The organism is Streptomyces sp. NPDC008125, from assembly GCF_042957125.1.
Lineage (GTDB): Bacteria > Actinomycetota > Actinomycetes > Streptomycetales > Streptomycetaceae > Streptomyces.
This window is the reverse complement of record NZ_JBIBHR010000001.1, coordinates 507847-526020: the sequence shown is the minus strand read 5'-3', so window position 1 is coordinate 526020 and position 18174 is coordinate 507847. Positions and strand designations below refer to the sequence as shown.

Below are 18174 nucleotides of genomic sequence, written 5' to 3'. Positions count from 1 at the left end.
GTCAACATCAGTCGTCAAGAACAAACCAACGAGCACAACATCGAAGGAACGGGAACTTCGCCAGGTACCCGTGCGCTTGCTTACAGTGGCAGGTCTGGCAGAAAGTCCAGTACCGCGATCGAAGGGACGTACATGCCCATGGGTCACACGGCCACCGCACAGGCCGGCTCCGGCGGCCTGACAGCGACCGAGCACCGTCTGGCCAATGGCCTGCGCGTGGTGCTCTCCGAGGACCATCTGACCCCGGTCGCCGCGGTCTGCCTCTGGTACGACGTCGGCTCCCGCCACGAGGTGGAGGGACGGACCGGGCTCGCACACCTCTTCGAGCACCTGATGTTCCAGGGATCGAAGCAGGTCAAGGGGAACGGTCACTTCGAGCTCGTCCAGGGCGCCGGGGGTTCGCTCAACGGCACGACCAGCTTCGAGCGCACCAACTACTTCGAGACCATGCCGACCCACCAGCTGGAGCTCGCCCTCTGGCTGGAGGCCGACCGGATGGGATCGCTGCTCGCCGCGCTCGACGAAGAGTCCATGGAGAACCAGCGGGACGTCGTCAAGAACGAACGCCGCCAGCGGTACGACAACGTCCCGTACGGCACCGCGTTCGAGCGGCTCACCGCGCTCGCCTACCCGGAGGGCCACCCGTACCACCACACGCCGATCGGTTCCATGGCCGACCTGGACGCGGCGACGCTGGAGGACGCGCAGACGTTCTTCCGTACGTACTACGCGCCCAACAACGCGGTGCTCTCGGTCGTCGGTGACATCGACCCCGAGGAGACCCTCGCCTGGATCGAGAAGTACTTCGGCTCCATCCCGTCCCACGACGGCAAGAAGCCCCCGCGCGACGGCACCCTGCCCGGCACCATCGGCGGGCAGCTGCGCGAAGTGGTCCACGAGGAGGTCCCGGCCCGCGCGCTGATGGCCGCCTACCGGCTGCCGCACGACGGCACCCGCGAGGCGGACGCCGCCGACCTGGCCCTGACCGTTCTCGGTGGCGGGGAGTCCTCCCGGCTGCACAACCGCCTGGTACGCCGCGACCGTTCGGCGGTGGCCGCCGGGTTCGGGCTGCTGCGGCTGGCCGGAGCGCCTTCGCTGGGCTGGCTGGACGTCAAGACGTCCGGCGGTGTGGAGGTCGAGAGCATCGAGACCGCGGTCGACGAGGAGCTGGCGCGGTTCGCCGCGGAGGGGCCCACGCCGGAGGAGATGGAGCGCGCGCAGGCCCAGTTGGAGCGCGAGTGGCTGGACCGTCTCGGCACGGTCGCCGGCCGCGCCGACGAACTGTGCCGCTTCGCCGTGCTGTTCGGTGACCCCCAGCTCGCGCTGACGGCCGTGGGGCGTGTCCTCGACATCACCGCGGACGAGGTGCGGGAGGTCGCCGCGGCCACGCTGCGTCCCGACAACCGTGCCGTGCTGGTCTACGAGCCGGTCGAACCGGCCGACGAGACCGGTGCCGAGGACGGCGCGGACGCCGACGCCCACGAGGAGGCCGCCAAGTGAGCGACGCCGCCGTGACTGGAGTAGCCATGGACTTCCACCCGCAGCCCACCCCGGGCACCGCCCGCCCCTGGGCCTTCCCGGCCCCCGAGCGCGGCACCCTGCCCAACGGGCTGACCGTGCTCCGCAGCCACCGCCCCGGCCAGCAGGTCGTCGCGGTCGAGATCCACCTCGAAGCGCCGCTCGACGCCGAACCCGAGGGCCTGGACGGCGTCGCCACCATCATGGCGCGCGCCCTCTCCGAGGGGACCGACAAGCACAGCGCGGAGGAGTTCGCCGCCGAGCTGGAGCGCTGCGGCGCCACGCTCGACGCGCACGCAGACCATCCGGGCGTCCGGGTCTCGCTGGAGGTTCCCGCCTCCCGGCTGGCCAAGGCGCTCGGCCTGGTCGCCGAGGCGCTGCGGGCTCCCGCCTTCGCCGACAGCGAGATCGAGCGCCTGGTGGGCAACCGCCTCGACGAGATCCCGCACGAGCAGGCCAACCCCGCGCGCCGTGCCGCCAAGCAGCTCTCCAAGGAGCTGTTCCCGGCCACCGCCCGGATGTCGCGCCCGCGTCTGGGGACCGAGGACACCGTGCGGCGGATCGACGCCGCCGCCGTGCGCGCCTTCTACGACGCCCACGTCCGCCCCGCCACCGCGGTCGCGGTCGTCGTCGGCGACCTCACCGGCATCGACCTGGACGCCCTGCTCGCCGACACCCTCGGCGACTGGTCGGGCGACGCCGGCAGCCCCCGCCCGGTGGCGCCGATCACCGCGGACGACACCGGCCGCGTGGTCATCGTGAACCGTCCGGGAGCCGTGCAGACGCAGCTGCTCATCGGCCGTATCGGCGCGGACCGGCACGACAGCGTCTGGCCCGCCCAGGTCCTCGGGACGTACTGCCTCGGCGGCACGCTCACCTCGCGGCTCGACCGGGTGCTGCGCGAGGAGAAGGGATACACCTACGGCGTGCGCGCCTTCGCCCAGGTGCTCCGCTCCACGGCCGGCGGTCAGGACTCCGGCCCCGCCGGTGCGGCGATGCTGGCCATCAGCGGCTCGGTGGACACCGAGTCCACGGGCCCCGCGCTCGACGACCTCTGGAAGGTCCTGCGGACCCTCGCGGCGGACGGGCTGACGGACGCCGAGCGCGAGACCGCCGTGCAGAACCTGGTGGGTGTGGCCCCGCTCAAGTTCGAGACGGCCGCCTCCGTCGCGGCGACCCTCGCCGACCAGGTCGAGCAGCAGCTGCCCGACGACTTCCAGGCCCACCTGTACGCGCGGCTCGCCGAGACCGGCACGGTCGAAGCGACCGCCGCGGTGGTCAACGCCTTCCCGGTGGACCGGCTGGTGACGATTCTGGTGGGCGATGCGGCGCAGATCGCCGATCCGGTCCGTGCGCTGGGCATCGGCGAGGTGACGGTCGTCAGCGGCTGACCCGCCGCCAACCGAACGACCGGGCGCGCCCCGGCCACGACCCCGGTGGGAGAGATCCCGCCGGGGTCGTGGTGTTTGTCCACTTTGCGAGGAAGAGTGGCTGTCTGCCCTGTGGGATGCGCTACAAAACCCCCTGTCCGTTTGGTGATCGAAAGCGCCGCGGCCTAGCGTCGATCCGGCTGTCCGCCGACTGTGTACCGCACTCGCGGTGCCGGACAGTCATCGCCGAGTCCCCGTCAGGCGCGAGCCTGGGGAGCCGGGGACCCACGAAGTCCCTGGGGTGAATCGGGCACCCGCGTCTCGTGAGAGGTGCGAACGCCCGTAGGAGACCTTCCTGCTCCGAACCCGTCAGCTAACCCGGTAGGCGAGAAGGAAGGAAAGGACCCGCTCCTCCATGGCGTTCACCCGTGCCACCGGGACGCATCGTGCCCCGGGCCGTCTGACGCGCTCCACCGCCAGGTTCGCCGGCGTCGCTGCCCTCGCCGCCACCGGCGTCGTCGGCTCGATCGCCTCCCCGGCCCTCGCCGCCGACTCCACCGTCCCGTCGCCCGGCAGGACAGGCCTGATCGAGGCCGTGTCGCTCGGCGACTCCATCGCGGACCGGATAGCCGACCAGGCGGCGGCCCAGCAGCGTGGGGCCCAGGCCAGGGCGAAGGCCGAAGCGAAGGCGAAGGCGGAAGCCGCCGCACGGGCCAGGGAGGCCCGCGAGGAGAAGGCCCGCGCCGCCCGCGCCGCCGAGCGCGCCCGCCTGAACTCCTTCCACCTGCCCATCGCGGGCTCGTACATCAGCACCGGCTACGAGTCGAGCGGCTCGCTCTGGTCCTCCGGCAGCCACTCGGGCGTCGACTTCCACGCCGCCACCGGCACCCCGGTACTCGCCGTGGGCGCGGGGACGGTCGTCGAGGCCGGCTGGGGCGGCGCGTACGGCAACAACATCGTGCTGCGGATGACGGACGGCACGTACACCCAGTACGGCCACCTCTCCTCCCTCGGTGTCCTCGTCGGCCAGCGCGTCTCCTCCGGGGCGCGGATCGGCCTCTCCGGCGCCACCGGCAACGCGACCGGCCCCCACCTGCACTTCGAGGCGCGCACCGGCCCGGAGTACGGCACCGACATGGATCCCGTGGCGTATCTGCGGGCCCACGGCCTCACCGTCTGACCCCCGGCCGCCCCACGCGTCCGGTCCCGCGGTTCCGCCGTCCGACCGCCGTCGGACGCTCCTGATCGTCCCGAAGTCCCGGCCCGTGCCGGGGCTTCGGCATATCGCCCGAAACCCCTCCGGCCGCCGGCTCCGCAGGCAAAAGATATGTGCGAATTCCGGTACGCCATCGGAAATTCACTCAGATTGCAATAGAGTCACGGTGCAGGCTTCGATCGGCCGCGTTTCGCGGGGATTAAGGCGGAGGTTCGGACATGCGCATTCCCGCGCACTCGGTATGCACGGCAATCCGTGACGACATCGTCTCGGGCGTCTACGAACGCGGCAGCCGCCTGACCGAGGAGCTCCTGGCGAGACGGTACGGCGTCTCCCGCGTGCCGGTGCGCGAAGCGCTGCGGACCCTGGAGTCGGAGGGGTTCGTGGTCACCCGCAGACACGCCGGCGCCTGCGTCGCCGAGCCGACGGAGCAGGAGGCGGCCGACCTCCTGGAGGTGAAGCTCCTGCTGGAGCCGCTGGGCGCGGCCCGGGCCGCGCAGCGGCGCACCGAGGCGCATCTCAAGGTCCTGCGCGGACTGGTCAAACTGGGGCAGGAGAGGGCCCGCCGGGGCGAGGGGGAGGACCTGCGCTCCCTCGGTGGCTGGTTCCACGAGACACTCGCCCAGGCCTCCGGCAGCCCCGGCCTCATCGCGTTGCTGACCCAGCTCCGGCACAAGATCGCCTGGATGTACGCCGTCGAGCAGCCGGTCCGTCCCGTCGAGTCGTGGGCCGAACACGGCGCTCTCGTGGACGCGGTGGCCCGGGGCGACGCGGAGCGCGCCAGGGGGCTGGCCGTGCAGCACGCGGAGCGTTCACTGGCCGCGCACCGGCCGCGCCGCCCGGTCCGAGCGGTGAAACAGACCCGGGTGAGCACTTTGCAACATCCTGTAAACACCTCGGGTGCCCGTCATTAACAATCACGCCGTATACAAATAGCAGAGAGAATTGCAGGCGCTTTCTCGCGCTGTCGGAATTCTCGTCCGCACGGCTGCCCGAGAAATGACTGAGCCGCTCCGTCCGTAGGAACGGTGCGGCCCGGTCGAGCGAGGAATTCCGTCACGGGGTCCGGCGGAAGGGGGATCAGACCGTTTCCGGGAGTTCGTCGAGGCCCTCGGCGACCAGCTTGGCCAGTCGGTCCAGTGCGGCGTCCGCGCCCTCCGCCCCGGAGGCGAGCACGATCTCCTCGCCGCCCTCCGCGCCCAGTCCGAGAACCGCGAGCATCGACGCGGCGTTGACCGGGCTGCCGTCGGCCTTGGCGATCGTCACCGGGACCCCGGAGGCCGTGGCGGCGCGGACGAAGATGGAAGCGGGGCGGGCGTGCAGGCCTTCGGCCCATCCGACGTTGACGCGGCGCTCAACCATGGTTCTGCCCTTCGTGGATCTGCGATGTCCTGACCGGTAATTGATTTGTCTAGACCATTGTGTCATGGGGGCATGGGCCTGCGTACCCTCCCGGCGGCGGAGCCGCCCGGTGGGCTTCCCAGCCTGCCCCGGCACCGAATCCGCCGCGACCCGTGCCGGGCCGCGGCGATGCCCGTACGGCCCGGAGCGCCAACCTCGGACGCCGGCCCGGTGGCCGGCCGGAACGGTGGCCGAACAGCCGGTCGAACGATGCCCCTACGGCTGCCGGCCGGTGCCCCGGACGGTCCGTCGGACCGTGGCCGGACGGGTAACCGGACCCGACCGGACGAGCGGCCGCAGGGGCGGTCGGACGGACGACCGGAGGGCCGGTCCCGCGAGCGGTCGTGCAGGCCGTGGTCCGGCCGGCCGGCCACCCGTCCGTACACCCCGTCCGCGCGGGTCGCCCCGCGCGGACCCGTCCCGGAGCACGGGACCGCCGTACGCTTGGCCCATGCAGCCCACGCCGGAGCAGAGTCCGCATCACGCGTACCCCGACCACTGGGAGGCAGACGTGGTGCTGAGGGACGGCGGCACCGCCCGGATCGGGCCCATCACCCCGGACGACGCCGGACGGCTGGTCAGCTTCTTCGAGCAGGTCTCCGACGAGTCGAAGTACTACCGCTTCTTTGCCCCCTACCCCCGGCTCTCCGACCGGGACGTCCACCGCTTCACCCACCACGACTACGTCGACCGGGTGGGGCTGGCCGCCACGGTGGGAGGGGAGTTCATCGCCACCGTCCGCTTCGACCGGATCGACGACCGTGGCCGGCCCGCCTCCGCGCCCGCCGACGAGGCCGAGGTCGCCTTCCTCGTCCAGGACGCCCACCAGGGCCGCGGTGTCGCCTCCGTGCTGCTCGAACACATCGCCGCCGTCGCCCGGGAGCGGGGCATCCGCCGCTTCGCCGCCGAGGTGCTGCCCGCCAACACGAAGATGATCAAGGTTTTCCGGGACGCGGGCTACACCCAGCAGCGGAGCTTCGAGGACGGGTCGGTCCACCTCACGCTCGACATCGAACCCACCGCCGAGTCGCTCGCCGTGCAGCGCGCCCGCGAACAGCGCGCCGAAGCCCGCTCCGTCCAGCGGCTCATGGCCCCCGCCTCGGTGGCCGTGGTCGGCACCGGCCGCGCCCCCGGCGGAGTGGGCCGGACCGTGCTCCGCAACCTCCGGCACTCCGGCTTCACCGGGCGCCTGTACGCCGTCAACCACGCCTTCGCCCCCGAGCAGGCCGGCGTCGACGGGGTCCCCGCGCACCGCTCGGTGGGCTCCATCGGCGAACCGGTCGACCTCGCGGTCCTCGCCGTCCCGGCCGAACGGGTCCCCGAAGCCGTCGCGGACTGCGGCGAGCACGGGGTGCGGGGCCTGGTTGTCCTCTCCGCCGACTACGCCGAGCGGGGAGCCGAGGGCCGCGAGCGCCAGCGCGCGCTGCTGCGCCAGGCGCGCTCCTACGGCATGCGGATCATCGGTCCGAACGCCTTCGGTGTCATCAACACCTCCGACGCCGTCCGGATGAACGCCTCGCTCGCCCCCGAATCGCCCGCGCCCGGCCGTATCGGCCTCTTCACCCAGTCCGGCGCCATCGGTATCGCGCTCCTCTCCGGTCTGCACCGGCGCGGCGCCGCGCTCTCCACCTTCATCTCGGCCGGGAACCGCGCCGACATCTCCGGCAACGACTTCCTCCAGTACTGGTTCGACGATCCCGACACCGATGTCGCCCTGCTCTACCTGGAGTCGCTCGGCAACCCGCGCAAGTTCACCCGGCTCGCCCGTCGCACCGCCGCCGTCAAACCGGTCGTGGTGGTCAAGGGCGCCCGGCACAGCGGCGCCACCCCGCCCGGCCACGCCGTGCCCGTCAGCCGCATTCCCGACGCCACGGTCTCCGCCCTGATGCGCCAGGCGGGCGTGATCCTCGTGAACACCGTGACCGAGATGATCGACGCGGCCCTCCTCCTCGCCGACCAGCCGCTGCCCGCGGGCCCGCGCGTGGCGATCCTCGGCAACTCGGAGTCGCTCGGGCTGCTCACGTACGACGCCTGCCTCACGGAGGGACTGCGGCCCCGGCCACCCCGGGACCTGACCACGGCGGCCGGACCCGCGGACTTCCGCGTGGCCCTGGCCGAGGCGCTCGCCGACCCGGCCTGCGACGCGGTGATCGTGACCGCGATCCCCCTGGTCGGGGGCGAGGGCGAGCTGCAGAGCGGCGACGGGGAGGTGCTGGCGGCAGCCCTGCACGAGGCCGTGGCGGCCCGCACCGCCGGCCCGGCCAAGCCGGTGGCCGTCGTCCACCTGGAGATCGGCGGACTCGCCCAGGCGCTGGCGGCCACGGCGGGCACCCGCCCGCCAGAAGCGGCGCCCCGGGGCGACCGCATTCCCGGACACCCCGCACCGGACACGGATCCGGCGGTCACCCCGTCCTCCCGACCGGCCTCCGGTACGGCGGCGACGCGCCCGCCCGCCCCCGAACGGACGCCCGCCTCCGTACCGCCACCCGCCGCCGGATCGTCCGTGGAACCCGGGGCCCACACGCCCGCCCCCACCGGCCGCATCCCCGCCTACCCGGCCGCCGAGCGGGCCGTCCGCGCGCTGAGCGAGTCGGTCAAGTACGCCCAGTGGCGCCGCCAGGCAGCCGCGCCGGGCAGGGTGCCCGAGTTCCTCGACGACACCATCGACGAGCCCGGCACCGCCGCGTTCATCGACGCGCTGCTCGGCCCGGACCCCGACCCGCGCGGCCGTCCGCTCGGCCACGACGAGGCCCGGGGGCTGCTGGGCCGCTACGGCATCGACGTACGGGCCACGCTCCCCGCCCCCGACGCGGACGCCGCCGTGGCCGCCGCCGCCCTGCTCGGCTGGCCGGTCGCCCTCAAGACCACCGCACCCCATCTGCGCCACCGCGCCGACCTGGGCGGCGTCCGACTGGACCTCGCCGGGGAAAACGCGCTGCGCCGGGCGTACGGCGAACTCACCGAACTCCTCGGCAAACCGGCCGAACTCCAGCCCGTCGTGCAGTCCATGGCACCCCGGGGCGTCGACACCGTGGTGCGGGCCTCGATCGACGCCGCCGCCGGAGCCGTGCTCTCCTTCGGCCTCGCGGGCACCCCCTCCGAACTCCTCGGGGACATCGCCCATCGGCTGGTTCCGGCCACCGACCGGGACGCCGCCGAACTGATCCGCTCCATCCGCGCCGCACCCGTGCTCTTCGGCTGGCGCGGGTCCTCGCCCGTCGACACCCGGGCGCTCGAAGAGCTGCTGCTGCGGGTCTCCCGCCTGGTCGACGACCATCCCGAGGTGGTCTCGGTCACCCTGGAGCCGGTCGTGGTGGCCACGCAGGGGCTGACCGTCCTCGGTGCGAGCGTGCGGCTCGCCCCGCCTCCGGCGCGGACCGACCTCGGCCCCCGCCGGCTCCCGAACTACTGACCGGCCACCCCTCCCGGTAGCGTTTCCGGCGGTCACCGGGGCCCGTAAGATGGGGGTCATGGCAAAGACCGGTACGACGACCCAGGGGCTGCGCGCGGCGATCGAGCGCAGCGGCTACTACCCGGCCCTCGTGGCCGAGGCGGTGGAGGCCGCCGTCGGCGGGGAGCCGGTCGCCTCGTACCTCGTGCACCAGGAGACGACCTTCGACTCCAACGAGGTCCGGCGCCATGCCACGGTCCTGGTCCTGACGGACACCCGCTTCATCGTCAGCCACACCGACGAACAGACCTCCGAGACGGAGTCCCCGACGCCGTACGCGACGACCTCCACGGAGTCCGTGCACCTCGGCCGGATCTCGTCCGTCGTGGTGAGCCGTGTCGTGGCGGACCCCGAGAAGTACGTGCCCGGCTCGCTGCCCCGCGAGGTCGTCCTGACCATCGGCTGGGGCGCGGTCTCCCGGATCGACCTGGAGCCGGCCGCCTGCGGCGACCCCGACTGCGACGCCGACCACGGCTACACCGGCAGCTCCACCGCCGACGACCTCAGCCTGCGGGTCAGCGAGGCCGGCGACGGCCCGGACACCGTGCGGCAGACGCTCGCCTTCGCCCAGGCACTCAGTGAGGCCACGGCAGCCACGGCAGCCACGGCGGCCACGGCGGCCAACACGGCGACCAAGCGCTGATGGCCCAGCCCGCCTGGCAGGACCCCGTACTCCTCCCGCTCGACACCGCTCCCGTGCCCGAGTACGGCACCGGATCCCTCGCGGACCTGCTGCCGACCCTCGTGGCCGGGCAGGAGGTGCCCGGCTTCACCGCGTCGATCCCGGAGCTCACCCCGGCCGACCGCAACTGCGTCTTCCTGATCGACGGCCTCGGCTGGGAGCAGATCACGGCGCACCCGGACGAAGCCCCGTTTCTGCACTCCCTGCTGCCCACCTCGCGCGGCGGCACCGGGCGACCCATCACCGCGGGCTTCCCCGCCACGACGGCGACCTCCCTCGCCTCGGTCGGTACGGGCCTGCCGCCCGGGAAGCACGGACTGCCCGGGTACACCGTGCGTGATCCGGCCACCGGCGGGCTGATGAACCAGCTCCGCTGGAAGCCCTGGACCTCGCCGAAGGTGTGGCAGCCGTACCCCACCGTCTTCAGCCTCGCCGACGCGGCGGGAGTGCGTACGGCCCAGGTCTCGGCGCCCGACTTCGAACAGACCCCGCTGACCAAGGTCGCGCTCAGCGGCGGCTCGTTCCTGGGGCGTCTCGCCGGGGAAGAGCGCATGGACGTAGCGGCCCAGCGGCTCGCCGCCGGGGACCGCTCGCTCGTCTACACGTACTACAGCGAGGTCGACGGCGCGGGCCACCGCTTCGGCACCGACTCCGACGCCTGGCGCGGGCAGCTGATGTACGTGGACGGACTCGCCCGGCGCCTCGCCGAGCAGCTGCCGCCCCGCTCGGCGCTCTACATCACCGCCGACCACGGCATGATCGACATCCCGTTCGACGAGCAGTCGCGCATCGACTTCGACGAGGACTGGGAGCTTCGCGCGGGCGTCGCTCTGCTGGGCGGAGAAGGCCGCGCCCGCCACGTCTACGCCGTGCCCGGAGCACAGGCCGACGTCCTGACGGTCTGGCAGGAAGTGCTCGGCGAGCAGTTCTGGGTGGCGAGCCGGGAGGAGGCGATCGCCGCCGGCTGGTTCGGCCCCGAGGTCGACGAGCGCGTGTACGGCCGTATCGGTGACGTGGTCGCCGCCGCTCACGACGATGTGGTGATCACCGCCTCGTCCAACGAGCCGCACGAGTCCATGATGGTCGGGATGCACGGTTCGCTGACCCCGGTCGAGCAGCTCGTCCCCCTCCTCGAAGTCCGCACCTGACGCTGCCGCCCCACCGGCGCGCCCCACACCGTCCCCCCATGTCGAAAGGCGTTCGACCTCTCATGCCCGAGCTTGTGTTCTTCTCCGGAACGATGGACTGCGGAAAGAGCACGCTGGCCCTGCAGATCGGGCACAACCGGTCCGCGCGCGGCCTTCAGGGCGTGATCTTCACCCGCGACGACCGGGCGGGGGAGGGGAAGCTCTCCTCGCGGCTGGGGCTGGTGACGGAGGCCGTCGAGGCCGCCGACGGCATGGACCTCTACGCGTACGTCGTGAACCAGCTGTCCCAGGGCGGCAAGGCGGACTACGTCATCGTGGACGAGGCGCAGTTCCTGGCCCCGCAGCAGATCGACCAGCTGGCCCGGATCGTGGACGACCTCGGGATGGACGTCTACGCCTTCGGCATCACCACGGACTTCCGTACGAAACTCTTCCCCGGATCGCAGCGCCTGATCGAGCTGGCCGACCGACTCGAACACCTCCAGGTCGAGGCGCTGTGCTGGTGCGGCGCCCGGGCCACGCACAACGCCCGCACGGTGGGCGGCGAAATGGTCGTCGAGGGCGAACAGGTCGTGGTCGGTGACGTCAACCGTCCGGCCAAGGAGGTCGGTTACGAGGTGCTGTGCCGCCGTCACCACCGGCGCCGCACGACCTCCGCCGCGGCCCACGCGGGCGCGCTGTCGCCGGACGTCCTCCCGGTCAACCCGGCCTGACCCCGCAGTAGGCCGCGGCCCGGCAAGGAGTACCGGGCCGTTCTCCGGAGGATGGGTCGGACGGTACGGGGCGCCCCCTGACATGGCGGTCTGGAGCGGCGGGGCGCGAGCGCCGCAGGACTGGGGACGGGCCACGGATCTGGCACTCGACCCGCCGCGCGGAGTCGCGCCGATCCTGCCGGGCATGACGCGCGACGAGGTACTCGCCGCCGCGCCCCAGGCCCGGGGTGGACCCGGGGTGCTGCGGCGCCCGACCAGAAACTCGGCGGCCGTCTCCTGGACTCTCGACCACGTCGGTGTACGGGCACTGCTGGAAGGCGACGGGGCCCATGGCACCGCCGCCGAGCTGTGGTGGCCCGGCGAGGGCCGCACCTCGGGCACGCGCGTTCTGCTGGGGAAGGACGAGGTGTTCACCACCGCCGCCGCGGAGCTTTTCCGGCGCCCCGTCTCCCGCGCCCCGCCTCCCGCGCCCCGCCTCCGCGCCGACGCTCCGTCGTTCGGTGCCCGCCCCCGACCCCGCCGTTCGGCGCGCCCGTCGTTCGGTCCCGTGTCCTGCAAGCACACCTTGCGCGCCGCTCGGGGGTCGGCCGGGCCTTCCGCGCGTTACGTTGTGCGCCGCCGCCGGACGTCCGGGGCGTCCGGGCGACGGCATCGGCTCCTTTCGGCAGGTCCGCCCGGCGGCCCCGCCGTTCCCGGCCGTCCGGGCACGTCCCCGGCCCCGCCGGACCGTATGCCGGACCGGGACCGGCCGCGCGGCCCACCCCTCGTGCCTCCGCCCACCGCAGAAAAGGCCGAACCATGACTTCTTCGCCGCGCAGTGTCCCCGGTCGGCTCGCCGCAGCAGCCGCGCTGGCCGCCCTGGTCGCGGGGTGTTCCCCGGCCGACTCCGGTACGGGCGGGGACGACGGTTCGGCGACGATCGGCTTCGTCAACGGGGCCGACACCGTCTTCCACACCTGTCTGCGGAAGGCGATGGAGCAGTCCGCGCGATCCCGGAACGTCCACCTCGTCGTCGCCGACTCGCGGCAGAGCCCGGTCACCGAGCTCGCCAACATCGAAGATCTGATCGCACGGGGCGTGGACGCGCTGATCGTCCAGACCGTGGACGTGAACACCCTCGACGTGGACGTGGCCAAGGCGCGGGCCGCCGGGGTCCCGATCTTCCTCACCTCGGTGAACGCGGACGACCTTTCGGGGGTTCTCGGCGCGGTGGTCGTGGACCTCGGCCGGCTCGGCGCGCTCGACGCGGGGTGGGTGGAGAGGGACGCGGCGGGGCGGAACGTCAAGGTCGGGGTGATCGCCGGAGCTCCCGGGGCGGCCTCGGACCTGATGGTCGCCGGGTTCGAGCAGGCTCTTCCCGCCAACGCGAAGCTGGTCTCGGACCTCCCGGGGCTGTTCGACCCGGCCAAGGCCCGTGAATCCGCAGGAGACATGATCGAGGCCTATCCGGACCTCGACTACGCCTTCGTGGCGAACGAGGAGATGGCTCTGAGCGCCCGGCAGGTCTTCGACGCCGCAGGCGCCGACGTCAAGATCGTCACGGTCAACGGCACCGACGAGGGACTCGCCGCGGTGAAGGACGGGCGGCTCTCCGCCACGGTGGCCAATTCCGCGGCGGACCTGGGGAAGCTGGCCGTACGAAACGCTCTCGGTCTGATGGCGGGCGAGGCCGTCGAGAAGGTTGCCTCCGCACCGATCCGCCTCATCACCCGGGGGAACGTGGAGGAGGCGCCCGCGTACTGTTCCTGACGGTCCGGAGGGGGTCACCGGCGACGGGTCGGCGCGCCTCCGGCCCGAAGGCTGTCGGAGCCCCGGGAGATGTCGAGAATCCGGCATTCCGTGCCCGTGAACGTCGAGAATCCGGCTTCGGGGCCCATCGGCTGGCTCCGGAGAGGTTCCGTCCGCATAGTTCCGTCTGGCATCGACAGACAGCGGCGGGCGTCGCCGCAGAGGAGATTTCGTGAACAGCACACCCCGGACCGCCGGCCGCGCCCCCGACGGGCGAGCGGCCACACTGATCATGGCCTGCATAGGCGTGTTCGTGGCCTACTTCCCGGTCACGACGGTGTCGGTGAGCCTGCCCGTCATCCAGGGCGCACTCGGTGCCTCCACCTCGGACCTCTCCTGGGTCTCGGACGCCTTCGTCCTGCCCGTGGCCGCCCTGATCCTGACGGCCGGAGTCTTCGGCGACGTGCACGGGCGCAAGAAGGTCTTCCAGGCCGGGCTCGCCCTCTGCGCCGTCGGTGCCGCGGTCTCGCTCTGTGCCCAGTCGATCGCCGTGATCTGGGTCGGGCAGGCCCTGTCCGGGGCCGGAGCCGCAGCCCTGCTGCCGATGACCCTCGCCCTCATCAGCCACGTCGTCCCCGACCACCGCGAACGCGGCAAGTTCATCGGCCTGTGGACGACGTGCCTCATGGGGGCGCTCGCCGTCGGCCCGCTGATCGCCGGCACGATCACCGCGCACGCCCAGTGGCGGTGGATCTTCCTCCTGCCCATCCCGCTCTCCCTCGCCGCCATGGCCGCGGGTGCGCGTCTGCTCGACGAGTCCAGGTCGCCGTACCCCCGCAAGCTGGACTGGCCCGGCCAGATCACCGCGGCCGTGGCCATCACGGCTCTTGTCTACGGGGTCATCGAAGGCGGCGCCACCTCCTTCACCGAGCCGCAGGTCGTGGTCGCCCTGGCGCTCGCGGTGGTCGGCGGGACCGCCTTCGTGCTGGCGGAGCGCCGCAGCGACAGCCCGATGCTGGATCTGCGGATCTTCCGCAGCCCCGCCTTCACCGGCTCGACACTGGTGGTCATGATCAGCTTCCTGGGGCTGATCGGCTTCTTCTTCGTGCTCAGCCTCTACTTCGGCATGGTCCAGCAGCTCAGCACCCTGGAAGCGGGCCTGCGCCTGCTCATGGTCACGATCATGCCGATCCTGCTGGGCGCCGTCTTCGGCCGGCTCACCCAGCGGCTCTCGGCCCGCCTTCTCATCACCGGCGGGCTGCTGATCACCACCGTGGCACTCTGCACGCTGACCACGATCGGCATCGACACCACCTTCGCCTCGCTGGCCTGGCGGCTCGCCCTGCTCGGCATCGGCCTGGGCATCGCCTTCCCCTGCATCACGGCCACCGCGGTGGGCTCCGTGCCGCCGCACCAGGCCGGCATGGCGGCGGCAGGGAACAACGCCTTCCGCCAGGTCGGAGCCGCCCTCGGCCCCGCCATCCTGGGCGCGCTGCTGACCACCGAGGCCGTGGGAGCCCTCCCCGCACACCTGACCGATCAGGGGTTGACGGGGGTGACCGGCACCCGTATCACCGAGGCCGTCGACCGCGGCGGCCTCGAAGCCGTCGCCGGAATGCCGCTGGGCGCCGACACGGGGCGTGCCCTCCACGCGCTCTCGCTCTCCTTCGTGGACGGCCTCCATCTCTGCCTCGTGGTCTCGGCGGTCCTCATGCTCTGCGGCGCGATCGTCGCGGCGGTCACCCTGCGCCCCCGCGGGTCCGCACCCGCCGCCGGAAGCACTCGCGAAGGCGCCGAGGCAGCCGCGGGCGAAGCACGCGCCAACGCCTGACGAACCCGCGCGGCCCCTGGGCCCACCCCGGCCGGTACCCACACCGGGGGAACGCGTTCCCGCCCCCACCGGCATGTCCCGGACGAGCAGGCATGCTGTGGGGGCGGGCCGTCGAAGGGCCCGGACGGCAACGAGACGGAACGGAGAACGACGGTGGCCCTGCCCGACGCCCTGGACCTGAAGGTGATGCAGGCCCTTCAACTGGACGGGCGGGCCTCCTTCGTACGGATCGCCGAAGTCCTGGGCGTCTCGGACAAGACCGTCGCGCGCCGCTTCACCGGGCTCCGCCGCGACACCGGCTTCCGGGTGCTCGGGATGACCGACGAGACCAGGCTCGGGCGGCCGAGCTGGATCGTCCGGCTGCGCTGCACGCCCGATGCCGCGGAGCCGCTCGCCACCGCGCTCGCCCGCCGCGCCGACACCTCCTACATCGGGCTCATGTCCGGCGGCACCGAGGTCATGTGCGCCATGCGGCCGCGCACCCAGCAGGAGTGCGACGAACTCCTGCTCGGACGGCTGCCGCGCACCCCGCGCGTCGTCTCGGTCAGCGCCCACTGCGTACTGAACCCTTTCTACGGCGGCCCGTTGGGCTGGCTCAGCAAGATCAGCGCCCTGACCGCCGCGCAGGAGGAGGCGCTGCGGCCCGGACTCGGCGAGCCTCCCGCCGGGCCCGTGGCCCTGGACGGCGTGGACGAGGCGCTGATCGGCGTGCTCCGCCGGGACGGAAGGGCGCCGATGGCCGAACTCCAGAGCAGGACCGGCCAGTCCGAATCGGTGGTCAAGCGGCGACTGGACCGGCTGCGCCGCACCGGGGTCCTCTACTTCGACGTCGAGTACGACCACGAACCGCTCGGCCACGACGTGGGGGCCATGCTCTGGCTCACCGTGGCGCCGGGCGATCTGGTCAGGGTGGGGAGGATCCTGGCGGACCACCCCGAGGTGCGGTTCGCGGCGGCGGTCAGCGGTCGCGCGAACCTCGTCACCGCCGTCCAGTGCCGGACCACCCAGGAGTTGTACGCGTACCTGACGGATCGCATCGGCGCGATCCCCGGAGTGCGGGACGCCGAGACCGTGCTGACCTTGCGTCAGGTCAAAGCGCTGACCTACGACCCCCACCGCTGACCCGTCCCCGCCGCTCCGGGACCGTCGGGTCGTCCGGGACCGTCGGGTCGTCCGGGACCGACAGGCCGTCGGTCAGCTCTCGCCACTCCGGACGATGGTGAACACGGCGCCCTCCGGGTCCGAGACCGTGGCCAGCCGGCCGCTCGTCCCCTCGCGCGGCGGCTGGAGGATGTGCCCGCCGAGTTCGACGACCCGGGCGGCCGCCTCGTCGGTGTCCTCGACCTCGAAGTACGTCATCCAGTGCGGCCCCCGGTCGCGCGGCAGGGCGTGCCCGACTCCGTGCAGGGCCGCGACCGGACGGCCGTCCAGGTGCAGGGTCTGGTAGTCGAAGTCGGCCGAGACGACCGCCTGGGTCTCGTAACCGAACACCGCCTGGTAGAACTTGGCGACCGAGGACGTCTCCCGGGTGACCAGCTCGTTCCAGACCGGGGTGCCGGGAGTGCCCCAGAGCCGCGTCCCCGCGTGCCGGGCGGCCTGCCAGAGACCGAATACCGCCCCGTTCGGGTCGGAGGCGATGGCCAGACGGCCCGCCGGGCCCGCGTCGAGAGGGCCGACCGCCACCGTGCCGCCGCAGGACCGGATCGTCTCGGCGGTGGCGTCCGCGTCGTCGGTGGCGAGATAGGTCGTCCAGGCGATCGGCAGATGGCGGTCCGGGGGCAGCTGGCCGATACCCGCGATCTCCTCGCCCTGGAGCCGGCCGCGCACGTACGGGCCGAGCTGCTCGGGGCCGGGCTTGAACTCCCACCCGAAGAGCGCGCCGTAGAAGTCCTGGGTGGCGCTCAGGCCATGCACGATCAGGCTCACCCAGCAGGGCGTGCCGGGCATGCGCCGGGAGACAGCCTCGGTCATCGTCTTTCGCTCCTCGGACCATCGGTGGCCGTGCGGCGGATCGGGTCCGGTCCGCCGTCCAAAGGTGCGGTACGGCTCGTCAACGCTGTCCCGACCCGTCCCGATGCTCGCACCACCGGGGCCGGGAGACACACCGGCCGCGCCGCGCGTTCTCGGCAGAACTCGGCCGATTTATCCGCTACGACGGTTTTCATGTCCGCGTCCATGGGGACACCACACGCCGGGGCCGGTCCCTGCGCGAGGATGGCCCTCATGAAGCCCATCATCACCGCATCCGAATACGCGGGCGAGTCGGCGGGGCCCCGCCCGCCCGTGCTCCTCGACGTCCGCTGGCAGCTGGGCGGCCCCAACGGCCGGGCCGCGTACGAGGAGGGTCACCTCCCCGGTGCCGTCTACGTCGACCTGGACACCGAGCTGGCCGGACCGGCCGGAGCCGGTGGCGGCCGTCATCCGCTGCCCGACCCGGAGAGCTTCGGCGCCGCGATGCGCAGGGCAGGAGTCTCCCCGGACCGGCCCGTGGTGGTCTACGACGGCGGCCAGGGCTGGGCCGCGGCCCGCGCCTGGTGGCTGCTGCGCTGGGCGGGGCACGAGGATGTCCGGGTGCTGGACGGGGGGCTCGCTGCGTGGGACGGCGAGCTGTCCACCGACGTTCCACGCCCCCACGAGGGCGATTTCCGGCCGAAGCCCGGGGCGCTGCCGGTGCTCGACGCCGACGGTGCGGCGGCCCTGGCCCGGACCGGCCTCCTGCTCGACGCGCGCGCGGGCGAACGCTACCGGGGCGACGTCGAACCGATCGACCGGGTGGGCGGCCACATCCCGGGCGCCCTGTCCGCCCCGACCGGTGAGAACGTGGGCGAGGACGGCCGCTATCTGCCGGCCGGGCAGCTGGCCGACCGTTTCGCCGCCCTCGGTGCCTCCGGGAGCGGGGAGATCGGCGTCTACTGCGGCTCGGGCGTCTCCGGCGCCCACGAGGTGCTCGCCCTGGAGATCGCGGGCCTGCGGGCGGCGCTGTACCCGGGCTCCTGGTCGGAGTGGTCCTCCGACGAGTCGCGCCCGGTCGCGACCGGACCGGAGCCCCAGTAGACGGACGGCCGAAGGCCCGCACGCGCACCGCGGGGGGGCCTTCGACCGTCCGGGGCCAGCCC

General features: G+C 72.9%; 14 protein-coding genes and 1 riboswitch. Of the genes, 12 read left to right on the top strand and 2 right to left on the bottom strand.

The annotated features are described in order from the left end of the window. Positions 1–132 precede the first annotated feature (132 nt). The 4 genes from ACFZAX_RS02175 (at position 133) to ACFZAX_RS02160 (ending at position 5018) form a co-directional block, all read left to right on the top strand. The gene (locus tag ACFZAX_RS02175; RefSeq protein WP_390958174.1) at positions 133–1500 is read left to right on the top strand and encodes an insulinase family protein; all 1368 of its coding nucleotides are present in this window, start codon (positions 133–135) and stop codon (positions 1498–1500) included. Between the two features lie 26 nt (positions 1501–1526). Continuing rightward, positions 1527–2909 carry an insulinase family protein gene (locus ACFZAX_RS02170; protein ID WP_390958405.1) on the top strand — a complete coding sequence of 461 codons (1383 nt, stop codon included), beginning with the start codon at positions 1527–1529 and terminating at the stop codon, positions 2907–2909. 213 nt (positions 2910–3122) lie between these two features. Continuing rightward, positions 3123–3291: riboswitch (cyclic di-AMP (ydaO/yuaA leader) on the top strand. A 12-nt stretch (positions 3292–3303) separates the two neighbouring features. After that, positions 3304–4068: a peptidoglycan DD-metalloendopeptidase family protein gene (locus tag ACFZAX_RS02165; RefSeq protein ID WP_390958172.1), complete on the top strand. Its 765-nt coding sequence runs from the start codon at positions 3304–3306 to the stop codon at positions 4066–4068. 254 nt (positions 4069–4322) lie between these two features. Further along, positions 4323–5018: an FCD domain-containing protein gene (locus ACFZAX_RS02160; protein ID WP_390958170.1), complete on the top strand. Its 696-nt coding sequence runs from the start codon at positions 4323–4325 to the stop codon at positions 5016–5018. Between the two features lie 166 nt (positions 5019–5184). On the opposite strand, the gene ACFZAX_RS02155 is transcribed toward ACFZAX_RS02160, so the two are convergent. Beyond that, positions 5185–5466, bottom strand: a complete 282-nt coding sequence (locus ACFZAX_RS02155) for an HPr family phosphocarrier protein (RefSeq protein WP_390958167.1) — start codon at positions 5464–5466, stop codon at positions 5185–5187. Positions 5467–5956: 490 nt separating this feature from the next. On the opposite strand from ACFZAX_RS02155, the gene ACFZAX_RS02150 reads away from it, so the two are divergent. The 7 genes from ACFZAX_RS02150 to ACFZAX_RS02120 all read left to right on the top strand — a co-directional run bounded on the left by ACFZAX_RS02150 (position 5957) and on the right by ACFZAX_RS02120 (position 16180). Next, positions 5957–8917, top strand: a complete 2961-nt coding sequence (locus tag ACFZAX_RS02150; protein ID WP_390958165.1) for a GNAT family N-acetyltransferase — start codon at positions 5957–5959, stop codon at positions 8915–8917. 58 nt (positions 8918–8975) lie between these two features. Beyond that, positions 8976–9599 carry a DUF5998 family protein gene (locus ACFZAX_RS02145; RefSeq protein WP_390958163.1) on the top strand — a complete coding sequence of 208 codons (624 nt, stop codon included), beginning with the start codon at positions 8976–8978 and terminating at the stop codon, positions 9597–9599. Continuing rightward, positions 9599–10786 carry an alkaline phosphatase family protein gene (locus tag ACFZAX_RS02140; RefSeq protein WP_390958161.1) on the top strand — a complete coding sequence of 396 codons (1188 nt, stop codon included), beginning with the start codon at positions 9599–9601 and terminating at the stop codon, positions 10784–10786. Before ACFZAX_RS02145 ends, ACFZAX_RS02140 begins: the two co-directional genes overlap by 1 nt. Before the next feature lie 62 nt (positions 10787–10848). Continuing rightward, entirely contained in the window at positions 10849–11499 is a 651-nt protein-coding gene (locus ACFZAX_RS02135; protein ID WP_390958159.1) for a thymidine kinase, read from the top strand. Positions 11500–12297: 798 nt separating this feature from the next. Continuing rightward, positions 12298–13248 (top strand): substrate-binding domain-containing protein, encoded by a 951-nt coding sequence (locus tag ACFZAX_RS02130; RefSeq protein ID WP_390958158.1) that lies wholly within the window; start codon positions 12298–12300, stop codon positions 13246–13248. Positions 13249–13519: 271 nt separating this feature from the next. Further along, positions 13520–15058 (top strand): MFS transporter, encoded by a 1539-nt coding sequence (locus ACFZAX_RS02125; protein ID WP_390958403.1) that lies wholly within the window; start codon positions 13520–13522, stop codon positions 15056–15058. Between the two features lie 153 nt (positions 15059–15211). Then, positions 15212–16180, top strand: a complete 969-nt coding sequence (locus ACFZAX_RS02120) for an AsnC family transcriptional regulator (RefSeq protein WP_390958156.1) — start codon at positions 15212–15214, stop codon at positions 16178–16180. A 72-nt stretch (positions 16181–16252) separates the two neighbouring features. Here ACFZAX_RS02120 and ACFZAX_RS02115 read toward each other — a convergent pair whose 3' ends face one another. Next, the gene (locus tag ACFZAX_RS02115) at positions 16253–17029 is read right to left on the bottom strand and encodes a VOC family protein (RefSeq protein WP_390958153.1); all 777 of its coding nucleotides are present in this window, start codon (positions 17027–17029) and stop codon (positions 16253–16255) included. A gap of 252 nt (positions 17030–17281) precedes the next feature. Between ACFZAX_RS02115 and ACFZAX_RS02110 the strand changes: the two genes are divergently transcribed. Then, on the top strand, positions 17282–18112 hold the full coding sequence (locus tag ACFZAX_RS02110) for a rhodanese-like domain-containing protein (protein ID WP_390958152.1): 831 nt from the start codon (positions 17282–17284) through the stop codon (positions 18110–18112). The last annotated feature ends 62 nt before the right edge of the window (positions 18113–18174 follow it).